We start from the raw sequence: 22,669 nt of genomic DNA on the forward strand, positions 1-22,669 counted from the left end.
TCAGCTATAATCCGCCATTTGCAAGCAAAGCTACTGGCTAATTGCCGGTAAGCTTTGTATGCTTCGCGCATTTTCAACACAGCCTTTTTTCAATGCCCCTTGTCCACGAGTAGTGCCATGCAGGAACAGTACAATCACAAAACACTGGAACCGGAAGTCCAACAATTCTGGGAGGCTAGCCGTACTTTTGAAGTGACGGAAGACCCTGACAAGGAAAAGTATTACTGCCTTTCGATGTTTCCTTATCCCAGTGGTGTTCTGCATATGGGGCACGTCCGCAACTACACCATCGGTGACGTGATTGCGCGTTTTCAGCGGATGAAAGGCAAGAACGTGCTGCAACCGATGGGTTGGGATGCTTTTGGTTTGCCAGCAGAAAATGCCGCCATCAAAAACAACACCGCTCCAGCAGCCTGGACATACAAGAATATTGACTACATGCGTGGGCAACTCAAGTCGATGGGGCTGGGGATCGACTGGGCGCGTGAAATTGCGACCTGCAAACCTGAGTATTACCGCTGGGAACAGTGGTTCTTTACCCAGCTTTATGAAAAAGGGCTGGTATACCGTAAAAAATCCACCGTCAACTGGGATCCGGTTGACCAGACGGTGCTTGCCAATGAACAGGTGATTGACGGGCGAGGCTGGCGTTCTGGTGCGCTGATTGAACAGCGTGAAATTGACCAGTGGTTTCTGAAGATTACGGCCTATGCCGATGAATTGCTCGATGAAATCAGCCAGATGCCGGGTTGGCCGCAGCAAGTCCGTACCATGCAGGAAAACTGGATCGGGCGCTCTGAAGGGGTGGAATTGGAATTTGGCCTGTTGGCTAGCCCACTCAGCGACCAAAATAAGCTGACTGTATTTACCACCCGCCCGGATACCCTGATGGGTGTTACCTATGTGGCGGTAGCTGCCCAGCACCCACTTGCCCTGAAAATGGCAGAAACCAACGCCGAGTTGGCAGCTTTCATTGAAGAATGCAAACAGGTCAAGGTTGCCGAAGCCGACATGGCAACCATGGAAAAGAAAGGGATGGCAACCGGTTTGCAAGCAGTGCATCCGGTTACAGGTGCGACCGTGCCTGTCATGGTCGCCAATTTTGTGCTGATGTCGTATGGTTCTGGGGCAGTAATGGCGGTTCCGGCACATGACCAGCGCGACTGGGAGTTTGCGCAGGTTTACGGTCTGCCTGTAAAACAGGTGATTGCGCCGGTTGATGGGCGTGAAACTGATCTGGGTGCGGCAGCCTTTACTGACAAGGGCGTGCTGGTGGCATCCGGTGAATTTACCGGTTTAAGCTCACAAGCAGCGTTTGATGCCATTGCTAACTGGTTGTCAGAGCGTGGCAAAGGCCGTCGTCGGGTCAATTTCCGTTTGCGTGATTGGGGTGTTTCCCGTCAGCGTTATTGGGGTTGCCCGATTCCCATTATCTATTGTGATGATTGTGGCGCAGTACCTGTGCCGGAACAGGATTTGCCTGTAGTCCTGCCGGAGGATGTCACGTTTGACGAAACGGGTGGTTCACCGATCAAGCGGATGCCGGAGTTTTACCAGACAACCTGCCCATGCTGCGGCAAACCGGCTACCCGTGAAACTGATACCTTTGATACGTTCTTTGAATCATCCTGGTATTACGCCCGTTATGCCTGCCCGACTTATGCGGACGGGATGCTTGATCCTCAGGCTGCCAATTACTGGCTGCCGGTAGACCAGTATATCGGTGGTATTGAACATGCCATTTTGCATTTGCTGTACTCACGCTTTTTCCACAAGCTGATGCGTGACAGTGGTCTGGTAGAATCGGATGAACCGTTCACCAACCTGTTGACCCAGGGTATGGTGCTAGCTGATACCTTCTACCGTGAAAAGGCCGGTGGTGGTCAGGAATGGTTTCCACCCAGTGCGGTCAGTGTGGAACGTGACGACCGGGGGCGTGCAGTAGGTGCTACCTTGCTGGCTGATGGACAAGCGGTGATTCCGGGTGGTGTCACCAAAATGTCCAAATCCAAAAACAACGGGGTTGATCCTCAGGAAATGATTGAGCGTTATGGCGCTGATACCTTGCGCCTGTTCTCGATGTTTGCGGCACCTCCTGACCAGAGTATGGAGTGGTCAGATTCCGGGGTGGAAGGCGCACAGCGTTTCCTGCGCCGTTTGTGGAAACAGGTATTTGACCACGTATCTGCTAGCAATGCAGCCAGTGGTGAAGAAGGTTCTACCGACGCCCGTCAGGCATTACGCCGCAAGGTTCATCAGACGCTGCAAAAAGTAGGGGATGACATGGCTCGTCGCCACACTTTCAATACCGCAGTGGCTGCCAACATGGAACTGCTGAACGATATTGCACGTTTCACTGACACCAGCCCTGCCGGGCGTACTGTGCAGCAGGAAGCGCTGGAAATGGTGGTACTGATGCTTGCACCCATTACACCTCATATCTGCCATGCCTTGTGGCAAGCATTGGGGCATACGGATGCTGTGGTTGATGCTGTCTGGCCTGAGGTAGACGAGGCAGCTCTGGTTCAAAGTACCTTGGAGCTGATTGTGCAAGTCAATGGCAAAGTACGCGGCAAGGTACAAGTCAGTGCCAGTGCCAGCGAAGACGAGATCAAGGCTACTGCCTTGGTCAATGACAACGTACAGAAGTTTCTTGAGGGCGTAACTGTACAAAAGGTTATTGTTGTCAAAGGGCGTCTGGTTAATATCGTGGCAAACTGATGAAACAACTGTTTATTGTTATTGCTTGGTTGTTTGCCCTTGCCGGGTGCAGTGGTGAGCCGTTCCATTTGCGTGGCAAGGCAGCGCTGCCTGATGCTGTTCAGCAAGGTATTTACCTGCAAGGGGTCGATATTTACAGTGGTTTCGGTCTGGCGTTGCGTGACGTGCTGGAAGATGCCGGAGCCAAAGTCACCCAGCAACCCCAGTTTGCCGCGACTGTCCTGACGGTTACACGTCTGGATGAAAAACGTACTGTTTCTGGTTATTCCTCTACTCGTCAGGTGCGGGAGTTTATCCATACGGTAGAGGTCGGTTTTCGGGTCAAAACCCCTGCTTTGCCAGAAGCGGTAGAACATGGCGTGCGGGCTGAGCGCTCGCAGGTTTATGACGGCGAGTACGTGCTGGGTACAGCGGACGAGGAAGTTGCCATCCGGGAAGAACTGCGTCAGGAAGCGGCGCGGTTGATCCTGTTACGCCTGCAAGCAGTCAAATAATCGCCGGTTAATCGCCTAGTAAATCCTTGAGGTTGGCGATGTAAGCCTGTGCAGTCGCTTGCCGTTCCTCATCTGATACCACTTTCTTGTTTTCCCATTCCAGATGTTCCGGCGGTAGTTCATCAAGGAAACGGCTGGGTTCAACCGTGGATGACTCCCCGTAGCGTGAACGTACCTTGGCGTAGCTGATGGTGAGATGTTTCTGCGCACGAGTAATGCCGACGTAAGCTAGCCGCCGTTCTTCTTGGATGCCGTGATCATCGAGGCTGTTGGCGTGGGGTAGCAGCTCCTCTTCCATGCCGACCAAAAACACGTTGGGGAATTCCAGCCCTTTGGCGGCGTGCAGGGTCATCAGGGTGACGGCATCCTGTTCCTGCTCTTCGCTGTTGCGCTCCAGCATGTCAACCAGGCTCATGTGGGCGATAATGTCGCTCAGGGTTTCCTTGCCAGCGCCGTCGTCGTGCAGTTTGCGTACCCATTCGACGATTTCCCACACATTCTTCATCCGCGCTTCGGCCTGTTTGGGGGTATTGCAGGTATTTTTCAGCCAGTCTTCGTAAGCAATGTCGGTGATGACCTGGCGGACGATTTTGGTCGGGTCAGCGCCTTCGGTAGAACGCACCATTTCATGCAGCCAGAAGCTGAAGGTTTCTACCCGCTGCTGGGCTTTGGCGGAAACACGCTGGGCGAAACCGAGTTCCTGCGCAGCGGCGAACAGGCTGCTGTGGCGCTCAAAGGCGTATTCGCCGAGCTTTTCCAGCGTGGAGGTGCCAATTTCGCGTTTGGGGGTGTTGATGATGCGCAGGAAGGCGGCGTCATCGTCAGGATTGGCGATCAGGCGCAGGTAGGCGAGGATGTCCTTGACTTCAGAGCGCTCGAAAAACGAGGTTCCGCCGGTCAGTTTGTAGGGGATGTTGTTTTCGCGCAGGGCTTTTTCAAACAAGCGGCTCTGGTGATTGCTGCGGTAGAGGATGGCGAAATCCTTGCAGGCGGCGCGGTCGCGGAAACGTTTTTTGAGGATTTCACCGACGACTTTCTCGGCTTCATTGTCCGGGGTGCGGCAAGGCATGACGCGGATCGGGTCGCCTTCGCCGAGCGTGCTCCACAGGTTCTTGCTGAACAGGTGTGGGTTGTTGCCAATCAGCTTGTTGGCACTGTTGAGGATGCGGCTGGTGGAACGGTAGTTCTGTTCCAGCATCACCACCTTGAGCATCGGATAATCACGCTGGAGCTGGATGATGTTTTCCGGGCGTGCACCGCGCCAGGCGTAGATCGACTGGTCGTCGTCGCCTACTGCGGTGAGTGCGCCGCGCATTCCTGACAACAGGCGGATCAGTTTGTACTGGCAGGCGTTGGTATCCTGATATTCGTCCACCAGCAGGTAGCGCAGCTTGTTTTGCCAGTGTTGCAGGGCGTCGGGGTGTTGCTCGAACAATTGTACCGGCAGCACGATCAGGTCGTCGAAATCGACCGCATTATAGGCTTTGATCTGCCGTTGATATTTTTCGTACAAAATGGCGGCGAGTTTTTCGTCCGGCGTATTGGCTTGCAGGGCGGCTTGCTCGACGGAAATGAAGTCGTTTTTCCAGCGCGAAATGATCCAGCGCAGGTTGTCAGCTTCCTCCACGTCCTCCTTGTGTGCCAACTCTTTCAGGATTGCGCCGCTGTCTTGCGCGTCGAGGATGCTGAAATTGCTCTTGTAGCCCAGCCGTTTGGCTTCGCGCTTGATGATGTTCAAGCCTAGCGTGTGGAAGGTGGAAACTGTCAGACCTTTGGCCTCTTCCTTGCTCAACAGTTTGCTGGCACGTTCACGCATTTCGCGGGCGGCCTTGTTGGTGAAGGTGATCGCAGCAATCTGGTCAGCGGAATGCACGCCCTTGCGGATCATCCAGGCAATTTTCTGGGTGATAACGCGGGTTTTGCCGCTGCCAGCGCCTGCTAGTACCAATAGGGGCGTGCCGAGGTGGGTGACCGCCTCTTGTTGTTGGGGGTTGAGTCCTTGCATGTTATTGGAAGACTTGTTGGAGCCAGTGGGTGAAGGCGGAAAGTGCAGCAGATTCATTGGCGAAAACACCGGCTTGGTAGGCTTTGCCTGCGGATGTACCGGGTTTCTTTTGCCATGCCAGCAGGGTGGAAAGGCGGGCTTTGGAAAGGTGTGTGTCTTTGAAGGTACGCAGTTCGCCTAATCCACTAATGGCTTCGTCGGCTTTAGCCAGTAGTGATTGTTGCGTGGTATTGTTTAAATTGCCGAGCAATAAATCTTCCAGCATTCCATCATCACGGTGGGTTGGCATTATCCATAAGCCGACAGGCGTATATTCATCTGGGTGAGTGAAAATCTCCCCCTTTACTATCTTCTCTGGAAGTTGAGGGATGTCATAGCCATAGTCACGTAACACGCTAGTGATCTGCTCCCTGCGTTTGGCAAAACCATAACCTTGTTCTTGAGCGTCTGCATCAGCTATTACCGCAATCCGGGTGATTCTTCCTTCTTCTTGTATACGTTTTAGGGCAATAGGTAATGCACGTGTTCTGAGTACATCAATGCCGTCACTTTCTGTTTGACAGAAATCTTTTGGTGTTTCTGGTTCAATATTGACAGATAGTTTAAGTTGGCAAATGACTTTCTGGAAAAAATCCCGGTCATCTTGGCCCTCAACCAACAAAATTCGTTGTTCAGCCGACATTAGCGAATCTCCGTCCGCGTGTTGACGATCCACTCCAGTTCTTCTTCGTTATATACATGTGAAATGATTCTTCCCCGATTTGTTTTTCCGGCATTTTTGCCTAATGTGATGAGCTTGCCTTCTACCTCTTTGTTTGCAACAGCAACTTTAGCAAATGCTTCTAATGTATCTCGGCTATGTGTTGTTGCAAATATCTGAATATCAAGCTCTTTTGCTAGCTTGAAAAGCTTTTCCCATACTTCTTCCTGAATCGAGTAGTGTAAGCCATTCTCGAATTCGTCGATCATCAAGTAGCCGCCACGGGCTTGAAAGGCATGAAGAAAAAGTTGTAGCAAGCGGCTCATACCTTCCCCCATGCTTTTTATAGGGCGTGCTTTACGTTCTTTTGCAAGAGAAACCATTGTAATTCGGTTTGTTGTGTAGAAAACATTCTCAACTTTGGAGTCAACTAATTGTAATGCTTCAGATGCAAGATTGTCTTGTTTGTGAATTCTAATATCATCCCATATCTCTGCCATATCTTTGTCTGGTTTTATGCATGTGTCGATGCTAGAGAAAGGGTAATTGTGGCTATTAATTCTGTTCTGAAACGCTTGCGGGAAGTTATCGGGAAGTTGCAATGAGTCATCAAAAACATGATGCCGTTTCTCACTGAAATGGAATCCTAATGTTTGTGTTTTGTTTCCTACGAAAATTCCTTCAGGTGATATGGAACCATTAAAATAAATGCTTTCTAATTTTAGTTGGTTACTGTAAGACTCATTCCGTTTGTTTAGAATATCCAGTAAAGCAGCTTCTCTGCCATGTTGGGCAAATGCTATTACAGCTTCCAGCAACGTGCTCTTCCCACTATTATTCTTCCCTACAATCAGATTCACCCTTCCCAGCGAGGGGATAGTTAAATCTTCAAAGCAGCGGAAATTCTTGATGTGCAGGCTGTCGAGCATGTTTCTTGTCCTTCGTCCATAAGTCCCCAAACTATAGCAGTTTCGTGCAAGGGCGGTAACGGGTGCGTGTATAATGCCCACCATGACAGAAATCGCAAGACTTGACGACCTCAATTTCCATCATGTGCTGGCGGAAACGCTTGGCGCAACACTGGTGTTTTTCACCGCACCCAACTGCGGCGCGTGCCGCAACCTCAAGCGGGCATTGGAGCGTTTTCTTCAGGAATATCCCCCATTGCCGGTATTTGAAGTTGATGCAGTCCATAACGGTGGTATGGTCAACGCACTGGAGATTTTTCACTTGCCAGCCCTGTTTCTGTATGTGGATGGGCATTACCACCGCGAATTGAAATGTGAGCCGTTACCTGCTCGCATCCACAGTACCATCCAGTCTGCGCTGCTTCTGCCAGCCGAAGAGGAACCATGAAAATTGATGTTGCCACCGGTCTGCTGGATGTTGCCCGCCAGTGCCCATCACCCAACCATGATGAGCGCCCAGAGGGCTGTATGCCTGACTTGATTGTGCTGCACAACATCAGTTTGCCACCTTACGAATTTGGTGGGGAGTGGATAGATCGCCTCTTTACCAATCAGCTTGATCCTACCGTTCATCCGTTTTTTGCCGAAATCTGCCACCTGCGGGTTGCTAGTCATTTGCTTATTCGTCGTGATGGGGAAATTGTCCAGTATGTGCCATTTCATCGGCGTGCCTTTCATGCTGGCGTTTCAACTTATCGGGGCAGGGAACGTTGCAATGACTTTTCCATCGGTATCGAGATCGAGGGAACGGATTTTGAAGTATTTACAGAAGAGCAATATTTTCAAATGGATAAGTTGATTTTGGCATTGGTCAGAGCTTATCCGGCTCTGAGCCTTGAACACATCACTGGGCATGAGCATATTGCACCGGGGCGTAAAACGGATCCAGGGCCATTCTTTGACTGGGAGCGTTTGGGTGCGGCCTTGGGTGTATGTCTGCCCGCCAATGCTTGCTCTCCAGAATAATTGTTGTATAGAAACCACAAATATCAGAGTAAAGATTCTCTCCTGCAAACTTTTTATCCTGTCCTATACTTTACGGTGTTGCTAAAAAAAGACAGTTGTCTGGGGAAGGGTGTCACCCAAATCAGCCTGTCAAGCGTTCAAAGCTATGTCGCACGGTGAACAAAGACGAGGGAATGTTTCTATGAACAAACGCGATCCACACTCCAGATCATTCATGCAAACCCGCCGGAGTTTGCTGCTACTCCCGCTGGCCTTCGTGGCAACACGCTTGGCTGCTGAAAGTTCGGTCACTACTGCTTCCACACCTGTTTTGCCGCCTGGAGCCTGCCCCCTGAACAGTGGTGGCCCTTCCTTGCTGGGAACTCGCTGGCGTTTGGCAAGCGTTTATGGCAATCAGGTTCCTCCAGAGCTGGAAATTACCATGGAGGTAGGGGAAGACTCCCTGAAAGGTTTTGCCGGTTGTAACCAGTACACGGCCAATTTCAAGCGGGTAGGGCATACCGGTTTTAAAATGGTCAAAATTGACAAGGGACGGGAAGGATGCCCGATCATTTCTACCGGGGAAGGGATGCCGACCATCAATGTTGGTGATTGGGAAGGCAGCTACCTGCGCACGCTGGGGCGGGCAGGCAGTGTTCAGCAAGAAGGCCCGATCCTGCAATTTTACAACCTGAGTGGTGAAAAATCGGTAATCTTTGCCAAGAAATACGGCGATGCTGGTATCAGCGATAGTGGTTCAGGCAGTGCAGTTCCTGCTGCGGACAAACCAGAAGCTGGTGTCGTTGCAGCGCCTGCGGCGGTGGAGGGAGATTCCGGCTCTTTGCTCGGTACGCTGAGCAAGTTTCTTTCTGGCAAAGAATAGCGGTGCAGCACCATAGGTTGGGCCAAAAAAGGGTGCTATAATGCAACGCTTTTTTAGTTTCCAACGTGCAGGAGAAAAGCGGCATGTTTTCCAGCCAGATGAAAATCGCAGGGTATGATGATGAGCTGTGGGGCGCAATCCAGTCCGAAGTGCGCCGTCAGGAAGAGCATATTGAACTGATTGCCTCCGAAAACTACGCCAGCCCGCGCGTGATGGAAGCACAAGGTTCAGTGCTGACCAACAAGTATGCGGAAGGCTACCCTGCCAAGCGTTACTACGGTGGCTGCGAATACGTCGACAAGGCTGAGCAGCTTGCCATTGACCGTGTAAAACAACTGTTTGGTGCGGATTATGCCAATGTGCAACCGCATTCCGGTTCCCAAGCGAACGCAGCTGTATACATGGCGCTGCTGAATCCGGGCGATACCGTACTGGGTATGAGTCTGGCACATGGCGGTCATTTGACCCACGGTGCGAAAGTCAATTTCTCCGGCAAGATTTACAATGCGGTGCAATACGGCATTACAGATGATGGCTACATCGACTACGCTGAAGTTGAGCGTCTGGCGGTTGAACACCAGCCGAAAATGATTGTTGCCGGTTTCTCTGCCTATTCCCGTGTGATTGATTGGAACAAGTTCCGTGAAATTGCCGACAAGGTAGGGGCATACCTGATGGTTGATATGGCACACGTAGCCGGTCTGGTTGCCGCTGGTGTCTACCCAAGCCCGGTACAGATTGCTGATGTGACCACTTCCACTACCCACAAAACCCTGCGCGGCCCGCGTGGTGGCATCATCCTCGCCAAGTCCAACCCGGATCTGGAAAAGAAATTCAACTCGCTGGTATTCCCCGGTATCCAGGGCGGCCCGCTAATGCATGTGATTGCAGCCAAGGCAGTGGCTTTCAAGGAAGCGTTGGAACCTGAATTCAAGGCTTACCAGCAACAGGTTGCCAACAATGCCAAGGTGATGGCAGAAACCCTGATTGCCCGTGGCTATAAGATTGTTTCGGGCGGAACCGACAACCACCTGATGCTGGTTGACCTGATTGCCAAAGGCATTACAGGCAAAGCAGCGGATGCAGCCTTGGGTGCTGCCAATATCACTGTCAACAAGAACTCTGTACCGAATGACCCGCAATCACCGTTTGTGACCAGCGGTATCCGCGTGGGTACGCCAGCCATTACCACCCGTGGATTCAAGGAAGCAGAGTGTGCGCAACTGGCCAACTGGATGGCGGATGTGCTGGACAATATCGAAGATGCTTCTACTATCGAGCGCGTCAAGGGGCAGGTTCTAGACATTTGTGCACGCTTCCCGGTATATGCTAGTACGTCGTTTGGCGACCACCCGGCCTAAGCGATGCGATGCCCTTTTTGCGGAGCAGATGACACGCGGGTAGTCGATTCCCGTCTGGCTAATGACGGTGATCAAGTGCGCCGTCGTCGGCGTTGCGTGGCTTGTGATGAACGTTTCACCACTTACGAAGTGGCAGAATTGACTATGCCGCGCGTCATCAAGTCTAACGATGCGCGTGAGCCGTTCAACGACGACAAGTTGCGGGGCGGTATCATGCGTGCGCTGGAAAAACGCCCGGTGACGATTGAAGAAATCGAAGCCGCGCTTAGCCATATCCGCAAAAAAATCCTTATCAGCGGTGAACGTGAAGTGCCTTCGTCCATGATTGGTGAACTGGTCATGGACGAGTTGCGTGGGCTGGATGAAGTTGCCTACGTGCGTTTTGCTTCAGTCTATCGCCGCTTCGATGATATTGACGAATTCCGCAACATGATTGAGCGGCTGGAAAGTGATCCATCCCCAGAGCAAAGAAGCCGCCAGATTGATTTACTGCCGCGTCGCTCTCCCAAAGCATGAGCTTTTCTGCTGACGACCACCGTTTCATGGCACGAGCGCTGCAACTGGCGCGGTTTGGCTTGTATACCACCCACCCCAATCCCCGTGTTGGCTGCGTGATTGTGCGTGACGGGCAGATTGTCGGTGAAGGCTGGCATAAACGGGCAGGAGAGCCACACGCCGAAATCCATGCACTGCGTATGGCGGTTGAAGCGGCACGTGGAGCGGATGTGTATGTCACTTTGGAACCCTGCTCCCATTTCGGGCGGACACCTCCCTGTGCCAATGCACTGATGCAAGCAGGTGTAGGGCGTGTTGTCGCCGCGATGGTTGATCCCAATCCGCTGGTTGCTGGCAATGGGCTACGCTTACTGGAGCAGGCTGGCATCGCTACCGCTTCCGGCTTGCTGGAAAGTGAAGCCCGCGCCCTGAACCCTGGTTTCATTACCCGCATGGAACGCAACCGTCCGTTTGTGCGGGTGAAAATGGCGATGAGTCTGGATGGACGTACCGCGATGGCTTCCGGCGAAAGTGTCTGGATTACCGGTGAGGCAGCGCGGCGTGATGTGCAATTCCTGCGAGCGCAAGCGGGTGCTGTCCTCACGGGTATTGGCACGGTGCTGACGGATGATCCTTCACTCAATGTGCGGCTAACTCCGACAGAGCTGGGCATTGCGGATGATGTGCGCCAGCCGCTCAGAGTAGTGCTGGATACGGCGTTGCGCTTTCCGCTGGGTGCAAAATTATTGTCCCTGCCTGGTCATGCCCTCATTTACACCTGTAGTGCCGACAGGCAAAAGATCGCCCAACTGCAACAAGCAGGTGTGAACATTCGCCAGTTCAGTGGTGCAAAGCTGTATTTGCCAGAGGTCATGGCTGCATTGGTGGCTGATGGTATTACCGAAGTTCATGTTGAAGCCGGGGCAACCCTGTCAGGTGCTTTGCTGGAACAAGGGTTTGCTGACGAACTGGTAATTTATATGGCTCCCCATTTGATGGGTTCCGGTGCTCGTCCCTTGTTCGACTTGCCACATATTGCCCGGATGCAGGAGCGGATGGCTTTGACCATTCGGGATATTCGCGCAGTGGGGGGGGATTGGCGTATTATTGCCAGCCTGACCTGAACGAGATCACCCCAATGTTTACCGGAATCATCGAAGCCATCGGTATGGTGCGCGACATGCAGCCCAAGGGCGGCGACCTGCGCCTGACCATCCATACTAGCAAACTGGATATGCGTGATGTGGCACTGGGTGACAGTATTGCTGTCAACGGTGTGTGTTTGACCGCGATTGCTTTCGACAGCAGCAGTTTCAGTGCTGACGTGTCACGCGAAACCTTGTCGCTGACCAGTCTTGGCAATCTCAACCGTGGTTCCAGTGTCAATCTGGAAAAAGCCCTGACTCTGCAAACACGTCTGGGCGGGCATCTGGTCAGTGGGCATGTCGATGGGCTGGGCGAAGTCATCAGCCGCCACGATGATGCCCGTTCGGTGCGATTCAGCATCCGCGCCCCGAACAATCTTGCCAAATACATTGCTGCCAAAGGTTCCATCACGGTCGATGGTACCAGTCTGACCGTCAACAAGGTGGATGGCAGCACTTTTGAACTCAATATTGTTCCGCATACCTTGCAGGAAACCATCATTGCCGATTACCGCAGCGGTGCAATGGTCAATCTGGAGGTGGATGTGATTGCCCGCTACCTTGAACGCCTGCTGCTGGGCGAGCAAGCGGCGCAAACGACTACCAGTAGCGGACTTACCGAAGCATTCCTTGCCGAACACGGCTTTATAAAGTGAGCACCATGGCATTCAATACCACAGAAGAAATTCTTGAAGATCTTGCTCAGGGCAAGATGGTCATCATCGTGGATGACGAAGACCGCGAAAACGAAGGCGACCTGTTGATGGTTGCCTCCCTGACCCGCCCGGAAGACATCAATTTCATGGTCAAGGAAGGGCGTGGGCTGGTGTGCCTGACCCTGACCCGTGAACGCTGCAAGCAGTTGAATCTGCCGCTGATGATTTCTGCCACGGATGAAGAGCACCGTACCAATTTCACCATCTCGATCGAAGCGGCGGAAGGTGTCACCACCGGCATTTCGGCTTATGACCGGGCGCATACCATTCGTACTGCTGTTGCTCCCAATGCACAACCCTCTGACATTGAGCAGCCGGGTCACATTTTCCCGCTAATGGCTCAGCCGGGAGGGGTACTGACCCGCGCAGGCCATACCGAAGCCGGGTGCGATTATGCACGACTGGCCGGTTTCGAGCCTGCGGCAACTATCGTGGAAATCCTCAACGAAGATGGCACGATGGCTCGCCGCCCCGATCTGGAAATTTTTGCCCAGAAACACGGCCTTAAGATCGGTACGATCGAGGATCTGATCCGCTACCGGGTACAGAACGAAAAGAACATCGAGCGCATTTTCGAGAAAGATGTGCAAACCGAGAGCGGCCAATTCCATCTGGTAGCTTATCAGGAGCAGGCCAAGCACGATGTTCATCTGGCGCTGGTTAAAGGCGAGCTTACCCCGGATGATACCGTGATGGTGCGTGTGCATCTGGAAAACGAATTGTGCGATTTGCTGGCTCTGCGTGAACCGGGTTGCGGCTGGCCGCTACGCAGTGTCATGCAGCGCATTAATGAGGCGGGCAAAGGGGTAATTGTGATTTTGCGGGAGCCTTCCCAGTCACAAAACCTGCTTAAACAGTTGAAAGGGTTTGAATCCCGCCCCGTTGTGCGGGAAAATGCCCCCTCTTCCCCGGCGGAACTCAAAACTTACGGCATTGGTGCACAAATCCTTGCTGATTTGGGCGTGCGCCGGATGCAAGTCATGAGTGCCCCACGGCGTCTTCACGGGATTGCAGGCTTCGGTCTGGAAATTGTCGGTTACATACAGGATTAAGGTTGTTGTTCAATGGGTTTTAATGTCATCGAAGGTGATTTTTCATCACAAGAAGCCAAGTACGGCATTGTTGTTGGGCGTTTCAACAGCTTCATCGTCGAAAGTCTGCTGTCCGGCGCTGTGGATGCGCTCAAGCGTCACGGCGGTGTGAAGGAGGAAGACATTGACGTAGTGCGCGTGCCGGGGGCATACGAGCTGCCACTGGCGGCACAAGCGATGGCAGCCAATGGTGACTACGATGCCATTATTGCACTTGGGGCAGTGATTCGTGGTAGCACCCCGCATTTCGATTATGTAGCGGGGGAAGCCTCCAAAGGTCTGGCTCATGTAGGTCTGGCTCACGAACTGCCGGTCATTTTCGGCGTGCTGACTACCGACACCATCGAACAGGCGGTTGAGCGTGCTGGAACCAAAGCAGGCAACAAGGGTGCGGAAGCAGCTTTGTCGGCGATTGAAATGGTCTCCCTGTTGCGCAAAATCAGGAAGGCATAATGGCCGGACACAAACCCCTTAGCGAATCCCAGCAATTGATTGCGCGTCGCCGTGTTGCACGGCGGCTGGCGATGCAGGGCGCTTACCAATGGCTGATTACCGGCAACGGGTTTCAGGAAATTTACCTGTATTTTCAAGAAGACCGTGAACTGGCAGAAGATTTTCGCAAGTCGGATGCGGCTTTCTTCCACAAGTTGCTGCGTTGTGCGATTGAAGGTGGCGAAGAGCTGGAAAAGTACATTTCCCCCCATCTTGACCGCAAACTCTCACAGGTTGACCCGATTGAGCACGCCGTGTTGCGGGTGGCAACGTGTGAACTGCTCAATCATGTCGAAACCCCTTACAAGGTGGTGGTGAATGAGTATGTCAATCTGGCGAAAAAGTATGGTGCAGAACAGGCACATAAATTCGTCAACGGCGTACTCGACAAGGTAGCAACCGACATCCGTCCACTGGAAGTTGCAGCCGAGCGCAAATAATGGCTGCATAAACCTTCCATCGGCTCTGCACGCTTTCTGCACATACGGGCGTTATGCTTGTCAGTCATATAGCAACAATGACAAGTGGAGTGTGGCGCAACATGAACCCCGTCATGGAACAATTGAAACACGATAACAAATTTCCCCTGCTGTTGAGGCAGGGAATACGGGTGCGTCCTGTGGTTGCACCTGTCCCGCAAACCCACCGGGTAGAACGGATGCAGTGTTGGCATAGCCGCATGGAAAAGCTGTTTGCCCGCCAGGCGTACTAGCCATACCTGATGTCCGAATTTGATCTGATCCGTGATTATTTCCAATGGTCAAACCCGCCTTCTTCGGTAGGGCTTGGGGTTGGGGATGATGCAGCCATTCTGCGTGTGCCTGCCGGGTGCGACTTGGCTGTATCGGTGGATACTTTCAATGCAGGCATCCACTTCCCGCCAGAAACACCACCCCACGCGGTAGGTTACAAAGCACTGGCGGTCAATCTCAGTGATTTGGCAGCAATGGGAGCCGAACCTGCGTGGTTTACCTTGGCGGTTTCCCTACCGGAAGCCAATCGCGAGTGGATTGCCGAATTTGTCAGAGGAATACAGGAACTGGCGCAGCAACACGGTATTTTTCTGGTAGGTGGGGATACGACCCGTGGTGCGCTCAGTATTACGATACAGGTTATGGGTTTCGTCCGTGGGCAGGCATTATTGCGTAGCGGTGCAAGACATGGTGACTTGGTATGTGTATCCGGTACGCTGGGGGATGCGGCTGCCGGACTGGCGATTGTGCAGCAGCGACTGGTCATGCTAACAGAGGCAGCCACGCATTGCATCGGTCGGTTGAATTACCCAACATCCCGTAATGCTTTAGTGGAGATTCTGCGTGGTCACGCCCATGCCTGCATGGATGTTTCAGACGGTTTGCTGGCAGATTTGGGGCATATTCTCAAGGCATCGGGCGTTGGGGCAAAACTTTATCACCAGGCAGTACCTTTGTCGGCGGCTCTGTTGCAACTCCCACTGGAACAACGCCTGTTGTTTGCCCTGACGGGTGGAGATGACTATGAGTTGTTGTTTACCCTGACACCTGAATCTTTCGGGCAGGTAAAAGAGGCAGCGGCGCAGCGAGGCATTTTGCTGACAGCTATTGGCGAAATAGATGAAAATTTGACCGACTTGCGGCTTGATTATGAGCTGCTCAACCAAAAACGTGGCTACGATCATTTTTCTGCGAATTGAATTCTTGTTTGGGAACCTTTTGAAATATAAGATTGTCTATTAGAACAACAATCCACTTGGGGCTTTATATTATGCAAAACAAAATCAAACTGGGGGTAGCTACCCTTACTCTGGCAACATTCATTTCTGGCTGTGCACCGATGGCAAATACGGCTGACCCACAAGCAGGTACTGTGCCTGCCGGTGGCAGTTATGGCACAACCACCAGCTATGATGCAAATACCAGCGGTTCCTATTACGATGCCGGTGTAGCAACTGATGGCAACAATAATGCCGGAGGTGCTTATTCTTCTAGTTATGACAGCTATTATGCGGGGGGCAGTTCCTCAACTGGTGGCTCAAATACAGGCGGTTCTTCCAGCTATTATGATTACAGCTCGTCTGGTTCTTCCAGCTACGGTGGTGGTAGTGGTGGTTCCAAAGGGTCTGCCAGTGGTTCCCATGCTGTCCAGGTTGTAGCCAGCCCGAACCGCAGTACTGCCGAAGCCATGGCTAGTCAGATGAGATCCATGGGCTATACGGCGGTGATTGATCAAGTTGGTGGTTATTACAAGGTTCGTGTGCCTTACACCAGTGCCAGCGAAGCCAAGGCTAGCCTGAACAGTATCCGTTCTTCCGTGCCTGACGCTTTCTATACTACCCGTTAATTGCGATCATTCAGGGCATGGAGTTGCTACCATGCCCTGAATCCTGCCTGTTTCCTGTCACGCTGGTAATGTAATCTGCTCCGTTCTTCCGATAGATGCGTGTCTCTCAGACCATTTCATTATAAAAATCACATATTGACTCAATAAGTGAAACTGGCGTCATGACAAGATTACCCAGATTTTTGACAACTTCTGCTTTACTGTTGCTCTGCTTACAAGCCGATGCAGGCATGTACCGTTGGGTGGATGAAAGCGGCAAAGTACATTATGCAGATGTTGTGCCTCCCCATGCCGTTCGCCAAGGGCATAGTCAGTTGGATGAGCAGGGAATGCTGGTGGGAAGCTGGCCTGCGGCGCTGACACCCGCAGAACTGGCAGAAAAAAAGCGCAGTGAAACACTGGCAAAATTGCGTGATGTCATTGATGGTAATCAAAAAGCGCACGACGATTATTTGCTGGCAAATTACAACGATGTCACTGAGCTGGATGCGGTTTTCCACAGCAAGCTGGTGCTGTTGGAGCGTAATACAAGCAACATGCAGGAAAGACGTAGCAGCCTTGCTGAACGTCTGGATGCATTAAAACTGCGGATAGCGCATATGTCTGATCCCGCCAAACGCAAAGAACTGGCTCCCTTTATCCACGATGCAGAGCAAACGCTGGCGAGTTACGATTATGCCTTGCAGGAAAACCAGACAGAGCAGGATCGTTTACGCCAGCGTTATGAAAAGGATCGTGAGCGGCTAAGCAAACTGCTCAGCGCGTCACCATCGTCCCCACGCCCTGATCGGTCAACAGTTCCAGCAACACTGCGTGCGGCACTCGACCATCAATGATGCTGGCATTAGCTGCACCGCCGGAGATGGCATCCATCGCACAGGCCAGTTTAGGCAACATGCCGCCCTGAATCGTACCGTCAGCAATCAGATCCTGGATGTCTTGCTGGCTGAGTACTTCCAGTAGCTTGCCTGCCTTGTCCAGTACGCCGGGCGTATTGGTGAGCAGCAGCAGGCGTTCGGCATTCAACACTTCCGCCATTTTGCCTGCAACGATGTCGGCATTGATATTGTAACTGGTTCCATCCCGGCCTACGCCGACTGGGGCAATCACCGGGATGAAACGGTCTTCTTCCAGCATCCGCACCACGCTGGCGTCGATGTCAGTGACTTCGCCAACGTGACCGAGGTCGATGATTTCGGAAGGCTGGTTTTCGGCAGCCTTGCGTTCCAGTACCATCTTTTTGGCAATGATCATGTTGCCATCTTTGCCAGTCAGACCGATGGCGCGTCCACCTGCCTGATTGATCATGTTGACGATCTGTTTGTTGACCAGACCACCCAGTACCATTTGCACCACATCCATAGTTTCGGCATCGGTGACACGCATTCCATCGACGAAATAGCTTTCCTTGCCGATTTGCTTGAGTAGGTTGCCGATTTGTGGGCCGCCGCCATGCACCACGACCGGGTTGATACCAACCTGTTTCAACAGCACGATGTCGCGGGCGAAACTTTTTTGCAGTTCCGGGTCGGTCATGGCATTGCCGCCGTATTTGACCACGATGGTTTTGCCTGCGTATTTTTGGATGTAGGGCAATGCCTCCATCAGGATGGCAGCAGTGTTATTCGGGCTGTTCGTCGTCATGTTTGATGTAAACCTTGTAGTTTTCCTTGAAGTCACGCAGGTTGTCGCCCAGCATGTGGCGGAACTGCTTACTGAGGTAGTCCATGGTCTCGTCCATGTCAGCGATGTATTCCTTGCGGTCAACCGAGGATGAGGCCACCACAAACGCATTGAAACGGGTGGCGGCAAACAGCATGGCTGCGCCAATTTTACCCGGATCAGTGTTTTCAAGCGACTGGTTTGCCAGTTCGATGAACTGTTCTGCCAAATCCCAGAATTGCTGGTCGTTGTCGTGCTCGCTAGCTGTTTTTTTCTTGCTCATGCGTTCAATGTGTCCCTGAATGCCCGAAGCCGCCAGTGCCCCGATGTGATTGGTCAAAATCATTCACTGCCTGCAAGGCTACCTGAACTACCGGTACAAATACCAGTTGTGCAATGCGTTCACCTGGCTGGATGATGAAACTGTCTTGTCCCCGATTCCAGCAGGAAATCAGCAGTTGCCCCTGATAATCGGAGTCGATCAGCCCGACCAGATTGCCCAGCACGATGCCGTGTTTGTGACCCAAACCGGAGCGTGGCAGGATGACGGCAGCCAGACCAGGGTCGCCAATGTGGATGGCAAGGCCGGTCGGGATCAGGCTGGTTTCACCTGGATTCAGGGTGAGGGTAGTTTCCAGGCAAGCGCGTAAATCCATTCCGGCGGAACCACTGGTCGCATAAGCAGGCAGCGGAAATTCCGTACCGATGCGCGGGTCGAGGATTTTGTATTCAATGGTCGTCATGATGTAGCTAACTTCCGTGCGTGATATTGCGTGGCGATGATTTTCAGGAGTTCATGGGCAAGCACATGTTTGTCCATCTCCGGCAGGGAAGTATGCCCGTCCCTCCACACGACTTCCAGCGCATTGGTGGATTGGTCGAATGCCTTGCCATTGGCGACGGAGTTGGCAGCAATCATGTCCAGACCCTTGCGTTCCAGCTTGTCACGGGCGTAATTCATCAGGTCATGGGTTTCTGCGGCAAAACCGACGGTAAACAGGTGTGGATACTCGCGTTTGATGGTTGCCAGAATGTCGGTGGTGCGTTTCATGCCCAATGACAGGGTTTCGGCATTTTTCTTGATCTTGTGCCCTGCCACTTCCACAGGGGTGTAATCAGCGACCGCCGCAGTGGCGATGAATAAGTCAGCCTGCTTGGCCTGTTCGCAAGTGGCTTGGAGCATGTCAGCAGCCGATTCGGTGATAATGCGTTGCACACCGGGTGGGCATTCCAGTGCTACGTGACCAGATACCAGCATCACTTCCGCACCCATTTGTGCGGCTGCTTGTGCCACCGCGTAACCCATTTTGCCGGAACTGCGATTGGTTAGGAAACGTACAGGGTCGATGGCTTCACGGGTTGGCCCTGCTGTTAGCAGCACACGCTGACCTTTGAGCAACTGACTGGTAGCACAACATTCTTCCAGTGCATCCACTAGCTGATACGGTTCCAGCATCCGCCCAGGCCCTGTATCACCACAGGCTTGCTCGCCTGCTGCTGGGCCGAAAACACGTACACCGCGTTCGCCCAGGGTGCGGGTATTGTGTTGGGTGGCAGGATTTTTCCACATCTGCTGATTCATGGCTGGAGCTACCAGCAACGGCGCTTTCGATGCCAGACACACCGTCGTCAGCAAATCATCCGCCAGCCCCCAGGTCAGTTTTGCCAGCACATTTGCCGTCGCTGGGGCAATCAGGATGAAATCCGCCCACCGCGCCAGCTCGATATGCCCCATGCCCAGTTCTGCCGCAGGGTCGAGCAACTCGGTATGTACCGCATTCCCCGACAACGCTTGCAGGGTCAGGGGTGTGATGAAATGTTGCGCGGAAGCCGTCATGCATATGCGCACATTGGCTCCCTGCTTGCGCAGCAGACGTACCAGTTCGGCGGATTTGTAGGCTGCAATGCCGCCACTTATCCCTAAAAGAATGTTTTTGTCAGTGAGGAATGACATAAAATGTGTGACCTAACCCAATCAATAACAAAGTGAAATACTATGGCAATTACCGACTGGCCTGTCGATGAACGTCCACGCGAGAAACTGTTGACTCGGGGTGCTCAAGCCTTGTCTGACGCCGAGTTGCTGGCAATTTTCCTGCGTGTTGGCATCAGGGGCAAAACAGCCGTTGATCTGGCACGCGAGTTGTTGCACGGGTTTGGTAGTTTACGCCAATTGTTTGATGCGGATGCACAAAAATTTTGTGCAGTGCAAGGTATGGGTGAAGCCAAGTATGTGCAATTGCAGGCGGTGCTGGAAATGTCACGCCGTTATCTGGCGGAAAAAATGCGCAGGGGCGATCCACTCAATGACCCGGATGCCGTGCGCTTTTACCTGACCTCGAAATTACGTGATTACCGTTCCGAGGTATTTGCCTGCCTGTTTCTGGATAACCGTCACCGGGTAATTCAGTACGAAGAAATGTTTCACGGCACGATTGACGGCGCGTCAGTGCACCCGCGTGAGGTGGTGCGGCGTGCCTTGCAACACAATGCGGCTGCGGTGATTTTTGCCCATAACCATCCTTCCGGGGTGGCGGAACCCAGTCAGGCCGATGAACGCATCACCCAGAAATTGAAAGATGCGCTCCATCTGATTGATGTCCGGGTTCTCGACCACTTTGTCATTGGTGACTCGGTGGTGTCGTTTGCTGAACGCGGGATGTTATAAACGCACGCTTTGCGGATGACGGATAACGTTGTCCGGGTCAAATTTGCGCTTCATTTCCTGCAAACGCGGGTAGTTTGTGCCGTAGTAAGCTGTTTCCCAACCCTTGATTTCCACATCTGGGTAGTTGCGGTAGTGCGCCGTGATACCGCCTGCCGTCAGTTGCCCCTGAATGTCCCGTACAATCTGTTCTGCATCCTTGGTCTGGCTGGCCTTGTCGTAGTAGGTCTGCAACTCGCCCATGAAAGCGAATTTGCGGTGTGGGTAGGCGGCAGTGCTTTCCAACGCTGGGTTATTGATTGCCCCACCCATGGTGTTGATTTGCAGGATGGTGGTCATTTTGGCGCTAGCAATTTTCTTGCAGATGCTGGGCAGCATGGTTTTCAGGTCAGTGAAACTATTGTAATAACCGGCAGAAACGTTCTTGAAGTAAATGGGGTCGGTCGTACCTCGGTAACGCTGGATACCGGTCAGGAAGGTATCCTTGCGTGGTGTCATGACTTCGGTAGCTCCTGTTTTGAGTTTGGTATCAATCGCCTTGAGGGTCGTGCCGGGAGTGGATGCGGTATCTGTCAGTAGCACGGTCAGGTGTTTGCCATTCAGCACCCACGAGGAATAAGCCGTGTTGGGCAAGGTCTTCATCAGTTCAAACCAGCGTTCCGCCAGTTTGGTGGCAGTTTCCGGGGTCAGGTTGCGGTATTTGTAACGGTAGCTGTTGAAATGGGTCGGTGCAGGGTGGGTCTTGAATTCCAGTTCGGTAATAATGCCGAAATTGCCATTACCGCCACCTTTGCAAGCCCACAACAAGTCTGGGTTGTTTTGGGAATCATGAATCTGGCCTTTGCCATCCACCATGCGTACCCGCAGCAGACTGTCACAAGTCAGGCCGAGTTGACGAGCAAAAAAGCCATAGCCACCACCCAAGGTCAAGCCAGCGACCCCCACTCCCGCACACGAACCTGCCGGAATCAGCCGCCCGAACTGGTTCAAGTAACTATAGACACCGCCCAATTTGCTACCTGGCTGGATCAACAGGGTTTTGCTACTTGAGTTGTATTTGGGGACATTCATACCTGACAAGTCAATCATCAGACCGCCATCGTTGGTGGAAAAGCCTTCAAAACTGTGCCCGCCGCTTTTGACAGCCACTGGCAATTTGGCGGTACGGGCAAAGTGGACGGCTTCCTGAACACCTTTTTCATTGGCGCAAACCGCGATGTATTTGGGCATGGCGGTAATGCGCTTGTTGAAAATTTGCCGATGCTTGAGGTAATCGCTGTCACTGCGTTGCAGGAAGCGCACGTTGTTGCTGGCAACGGGGCTGACACCATCGGCTTGGGCTGTCAGCGGGAAATAGAATGCGGGGATGCTGGCAGCCGCAACCAGTGTATCCAACAGGAACTGGCGGCGTTCAGGATTAATGGGTTCGTTGGTCATGGTGGTACTCCCTGTTTGTTTGTCTGATTATAGAAGGAATCAGGTTAACCCTGACCCCTTCCAGGGAGCTTTGTGATAATTATTTTTGTTTCAGCAAGTCGCGGATTTCACCCAGCAAAACTTCCTGATTGGAAGGTACTGCGGGCGCTTCAGGAGCCGCTTCTTCCTTACGCTTGAGCTTGTTCATGGCCTTGATGGCGATGAAAATGGCGAAAGCAACAATGACGAAATCAAAAACGGTCTGGATGAAAGCACCGTAGGCTAGTACCAGATCAGGTATAGGTGGTGTAGCGGCAGGATTGCCTGCTTTCAGGACAATCCCCAGTTTGCTGAAATCAACCCCGCCGACCAGCAGCCCCAACACTGGCATGACAATACCATCGACAAAGGCAGAGACAATTTTGCCGAAAGCTGCCCCGATGATGACACCGACTGCCAGATCAACCACATTGCCTTTCATGGCAAATTCTTTGAACTCACTGATCAAGCTCATAATACCTCCAGTTTTTAATGGGAAATCCTTTGCGTTCCATGGAACACAGATAATTTTAGTCTATGTTTTTCATTTTG

Annotated in this window: 26 protein-coding genes; 17 read left to right on the forward strand and 9 right to left on the reverse strand. The window is 52.5% G+C overall.

Annotated features, from left to right (window positions below; genetic code table 11):
- Window positions 1–117: 117 nt before the first annotated feature.
- Window positions 118–2,721: a leucine--tRNA ligase gene (gene leuS, locus B2U47_RS01400; protein WP_296677488.1), complete on the forward strand. Its 2,604-nt coding sequence runs from the start codon at window positions 118–120 to the stop codon at window positions 2,719–2,721.
- On the forward strand, window positions 2,721–3,215 hold the full coding sequence (gene lptE, locus B2U47_RS01405; protein ID WP_296677485.1) for an LPS assembly lipoprotein LptE: 495 nt from the start codon (window positions 2,721–2,723) through the stop codon (window positions 3,213–3,215). Before leuS ends, lptE begins: the two co-directional genes overlap by 1 nt.
- A 7-nt stretch (window positions 3,216–3,222) precedes the next feature.
- Here lptE and rep read toward each other — a convergent pair whose 3' ends face one another.
- Genes rep through B2U47_RS01420 form a run of 3 tightly spaced genes read right to left on the reverse strand, consistent with a single transcriptional unit; the run spans window position 3,223 to window position 6,849 of the window.
- Window positions 3,223–5,220: a DNA helicase Rep gene (gene rep / locus B2U47_RS01410; RefSeq protein ID WP_296677581.1), complete on the reverse strand. Its 1,998-nt coding sequence runs from the start codon at window positions 5,218–5,220 to the stop codon at window positions 3,223–3,225.
- 1 nt (window position 5,221) lies between these two features.
- Entirely contained in the window at window positions 5,222–5,902 is a 681-nt protein-coding gene (locus B2U47_RS01415) for a DUF3226 domain-containing protein (protein ID WP_296677482.1), read from the reverse strand.
- The gene (locus B2U47_RS01420; protein WP_296677480.1) at window positions 5,902–6,849 is read right to left on the reverse strand and encodes an AAA family ATPase; all 948 of its coding nucleotides are present in this window, start codon (window positions 6,847–6,849) and stop codon (window positions 5,902–5,904) included. The genes B2U47_RS01415 and B2U47_RS01420 overlap by 1 nt, the downstream gene beginning before the upstream one ends.
- A 73-nt stretch (window positions 6,850–6,922) precedes the next feature.
- On the opposite strand from B2U47_RS01420, the gene B2U47_RS01425 reads away from it, so the two are divergent.
- The 14 genes from B2U47_RS01425 to B2U47_RS01490 all read left to right on the forward strand — a co-directional run bounded on the left by B2U47_RS01425 (window position 6,923) and on the right by B2U47_RS01490 (window position 17,171).
- On the forward strand, window positions 6,923–7,276 hold the full coding sequence (locus tag B2U47_RS01425; RefSeq protein ID WP_296677471.1) for a thioredoxin family protein: 354 nt from the start codon (window positions 6,923–6,925) through the stop codon (window positions 7,274–7,276).
- Complete coding sequence (gene ampD / locus B2U47_RS01430) at window positions 7,273–7,854, forward strand: 1,6-anhydro-N-acetylmuramyl-L-alanine amidase AmpD (protein ID WP_296677468.1); 582 nt, start codon at window positions 7,273–7,275, stop codon at window positions 7,852–7,854. Before B2U47_RS01425 ends, ampD begins: the two co-directional genes overlap by 4 nt.
- Window positions 7,855–8,035: 181 nt before the next feature.
- The gene (locus B2U47_RS01435; protein ID WP_296677465.1) at window positions 8,036–8,716 is read left to right on the forward strand and encodes an META domain-containing protein; all 681 of its coding nucleotides are present in this window, start codon (window positions 8,036–8,038) and stop codon (window positions 8,714–8,716) included.
- 83 nt (window positions 8,717–8,799) lie between these two features.
- Window positions 8,800–10,077, forward strand: a complete 1,278-nt coding sequence (gene glyA / locus B2U47_RS01440) for a serine hydroxymethyltransferase (RefSeq protein ID WP_296677462.1) — start codon at window positions 8,800–8,802, stop codon at window positions 10,075–10,077.
- 3 nt (window positions 10,078–10,080) lie between these two features.
- Window positions 10,081–10,593: a transcriptional regulator NrdR gene (nrdR, locus tag B2U47_RS01445; protein ID WP_296677459.1), complete on the forward strand. Its 513-nt coding sequence runs from the start codon at window positions 10,081–10,083 to the stop codon at window positions 10,591–10,593.
- Complete coding sequence (ribD, locus tag B2U47_RS01450) at window positions 10,590–11,696, forward strand: bifunctional diaminohydroxyphosphoribosylaminopyrimidine deaminase/5-amino-6-(5-phosphoribosylamino)uracil reductase RibD (RefSeq protein WP_296677456.1); 1,107 nt, start codon at window positions 10,590–10,592, stop codon at window positions 11,694–11,696. The genes nrdR and ribD overlap by 4 nt, the downstream gene beginning before the upstream one ends.
- Before the next feature lie 14 nt (window positions 11,697–11,710).
- Entirely contained in the window at window positions 11,711–12,373 is a 663-nt protein-coding gene (locus B2U47_RS01455) for a riboflavin synthase (protein WP_296677453.1), read from the forward strand.
- A 5-nt stretch (window positions 12,374–12,378) separates the two neighbouring features.
- The gene (gene ribBA / locus B2U47_RS01460) at window positions 12,379–13,485 is read left to right on the forward strand and encodes a bifunctional 3,4-dihydroxy-2-butanone-4-phosphate synthase/GTP cyclohydrolase II (RefSeq protein ID WP_296677450.1); all 1,107 of its coding nucleotides are present in this window, start codon (window positions 12,379–12,381) and stop codon (window positions 13,483–13,485) included.
- Window positions 13,486–13,497: 12 nt separating this feature from the next.
- On the forward strand, window positions 13,498–13,977 hold the full coding sequence (gene ribE / locus B2U47_RS01465; protein WP_296677447.1) for a 6,7-dimethyl-8-ribityllumazine synthase: 480 nt from the start codon (window positions 13,498–13,500) through the stop codon (window positions 13,975–13,977).
- Window positions 13,977–14,456: a transcription antitermination factor NusB gene (gene nusB / locus B2U47_RS01470; RefSeq protein WP_296677445.1), complete on the forward strand. Its 480-nt coding sequence runs from the start codon at window positions 13,977–13,979 to the stop codon at window positions 14,454–14,456. Before ribE ends, nusB begins: the two co-directional genes overlap by 1 nt.
- A 113-nt stretch (window positions 14,457–14,569) precedes the next feature.
- Window positions 14,570–14,728, forward strand: a complete 159-nt coding sequence (locus B2U47_RS01475; RefSeq protein WP_296677442.1) for a hypothetical protein — start codon at window positions 14,570–14,572, stop codon at window positions 14,726–14,728.
- A gap of 9 nt (window positions 14,729–14,737) precedes the next feature.
- Entirely contained in the window at window positions 14,738–15,688 is a 951-nt protein-coding gene (gene thiL, locus B2U47_RS01480) for a thiamine-phosphate kinase (RefSeq protein ID WP_296677439.1), read from the forward strand.
- A 71-nt stretch (window positions 15,689–15,759) separates the two neighbouring features.
- A complete protein-coding gene (locus tag B2U47_RS01485; RefSeq protein ID WP_296677437.1) occupies window positions 15,760–16,335 on the forward strand; it encodes an SPOR domain-containing protein in 576 nt (191 codons plus the stop codon).
- Between the two features lie 182 nt (window positions 16,336–16,517).
- The gene (locus B2U47_RS01490; protein WP_296677432.1) at window positions 16,518–17,171 is read left to right on the forward strand and encodes a DUF4124 domain-containing protein; all 654 of its coding nucleotides are present in this window, start codon (window positions 16,518–16,520) and stop codon (window positions 17,169–17,171) included.
- Here B2U47_RS01490 and argB read toward each other — a convergent pair.
- Genes argB through coaBC form a run of 4 tightly spaced genes read right to left on the reverse strand, consistent with a single transcriptional unit; the run spans window position 17,092 to window position 19,951 of the window.
- Window positions 17,092–17,979, reverse strand: a complete 888-nt coding sequence (argB, locus tag B2U47_RS01495; RefSeq protein ID WP_296677430.1) for an acetylglutamate kinase — start codon at window positions 17,977–17,979, stop codon at window positions 17,092–17,094. The genes B2U47_RS01490 and argB overlap by 80 nt on opposite strands.
- Window positions 17,957–18,343: a DUF3144 domain-containing protein gene (locus tag B2U47_RS01500; RefSeq protein ID WP_296688211.1), complete on the reverse strand. Its 387-nt coding sequence runs from the start codon at window positions 18,341–18,343 to the stop codon at window positions 17,957–17,959. The genes argB and B2U47_RS01500 overlap by 23 nt, the downstream gene beginning before the upstream one ends.
- Window positions 18,285–18,740: a dUTP diphosphatase gene (gene dut / locus B2U47_RS01505; protein WP_349675732.1), complete on the reverse strand. Its 456-nt coding sequence runs from the start codon at window positions 18,738–18,740 to the stop codon at window positions 18,285–18,287. Before dut ends, B2U47_RS01500 begins: the two co-directional genes overlap by 59 nt.
- On the reverse strand, window positions 18,737–19,951 hold the full coding sequence (gene coaBC, locus B2U47_RS01510; protein ID WP_296677424.1) for a bifunctional phosphopantothenoylcysteine decarboxylase/phosphopantothenate--cysteine ligase CoaBC: 1,215 nt from the start codon (window positions 19,949–19,951) through the stop codon (window positions 18,737–18,739). The genes dut and coaBC overlap by 4 nt, the downstream gene beginning before the upstream one ends.
- A gap of 42 nt (window positions 19,952–19,993) precedes the next feature.
- Here coaBC and radC point away from each other — a divergent pair, with 42 nt between their 5' ends.
- Window positions 19,994–20,665, forward strand: a complete 672-nt coding sequence (gene radC / locus B2U47_RS01515) for a RadC family protein (RefSeq protein WP_296677423.1) — start codon at window positions 19,994–19,996, stop codon at window positions 20,663–20,665.
- Here the strand turns inward: radC and B2U47_RS01520 are convergent.
- Together B2U47_RS01520 and mscL are read right to left on the reverse strand one after the other, a co-directional pair.
- The gene (locus B2U47_RS01520) at window positions 20,660–22,099 is read right to left on the reverse strand and encodes an FAD-binding oxidoreductase (protein ID WP_296677420.1); all 1,440 of its coding nucleotides are present in this window, start codon (window positions 22,097–22,099) and stop codon (window positions 20,660–20,662) included. The two genes, radC and B2U47_RS01520, sit on opposite strands and share 6 nt — an antisense overlap.
- A gap of 79 nt (window positions 22,100–22,178) precedes the next feature.
- Window positions 22,179–22,592: a large-conductance mechanosensitive channel protein MscL gene (gene mscL, locus B2U47_RS01525; protein ID WP_296677418.1), complete on the reverse strand. Its 414-nt coding sequence runs from the start codon at window positions 22,590–22,592 to the stop codon at window positions 22,179–22,181.
- Window positions 22,593–22,669: the final 77 nt, after the last annotated feature.

The organism is Thiothrix sp. UBA5583, from assembly GCA_002425225.1.
Lineage (GTDB): Bacteria > Pseudomonadota > Gammaproteobacteria > Thiotrichales > Thiotrichaceae > Thiothrix > Thiothrix moscowensis.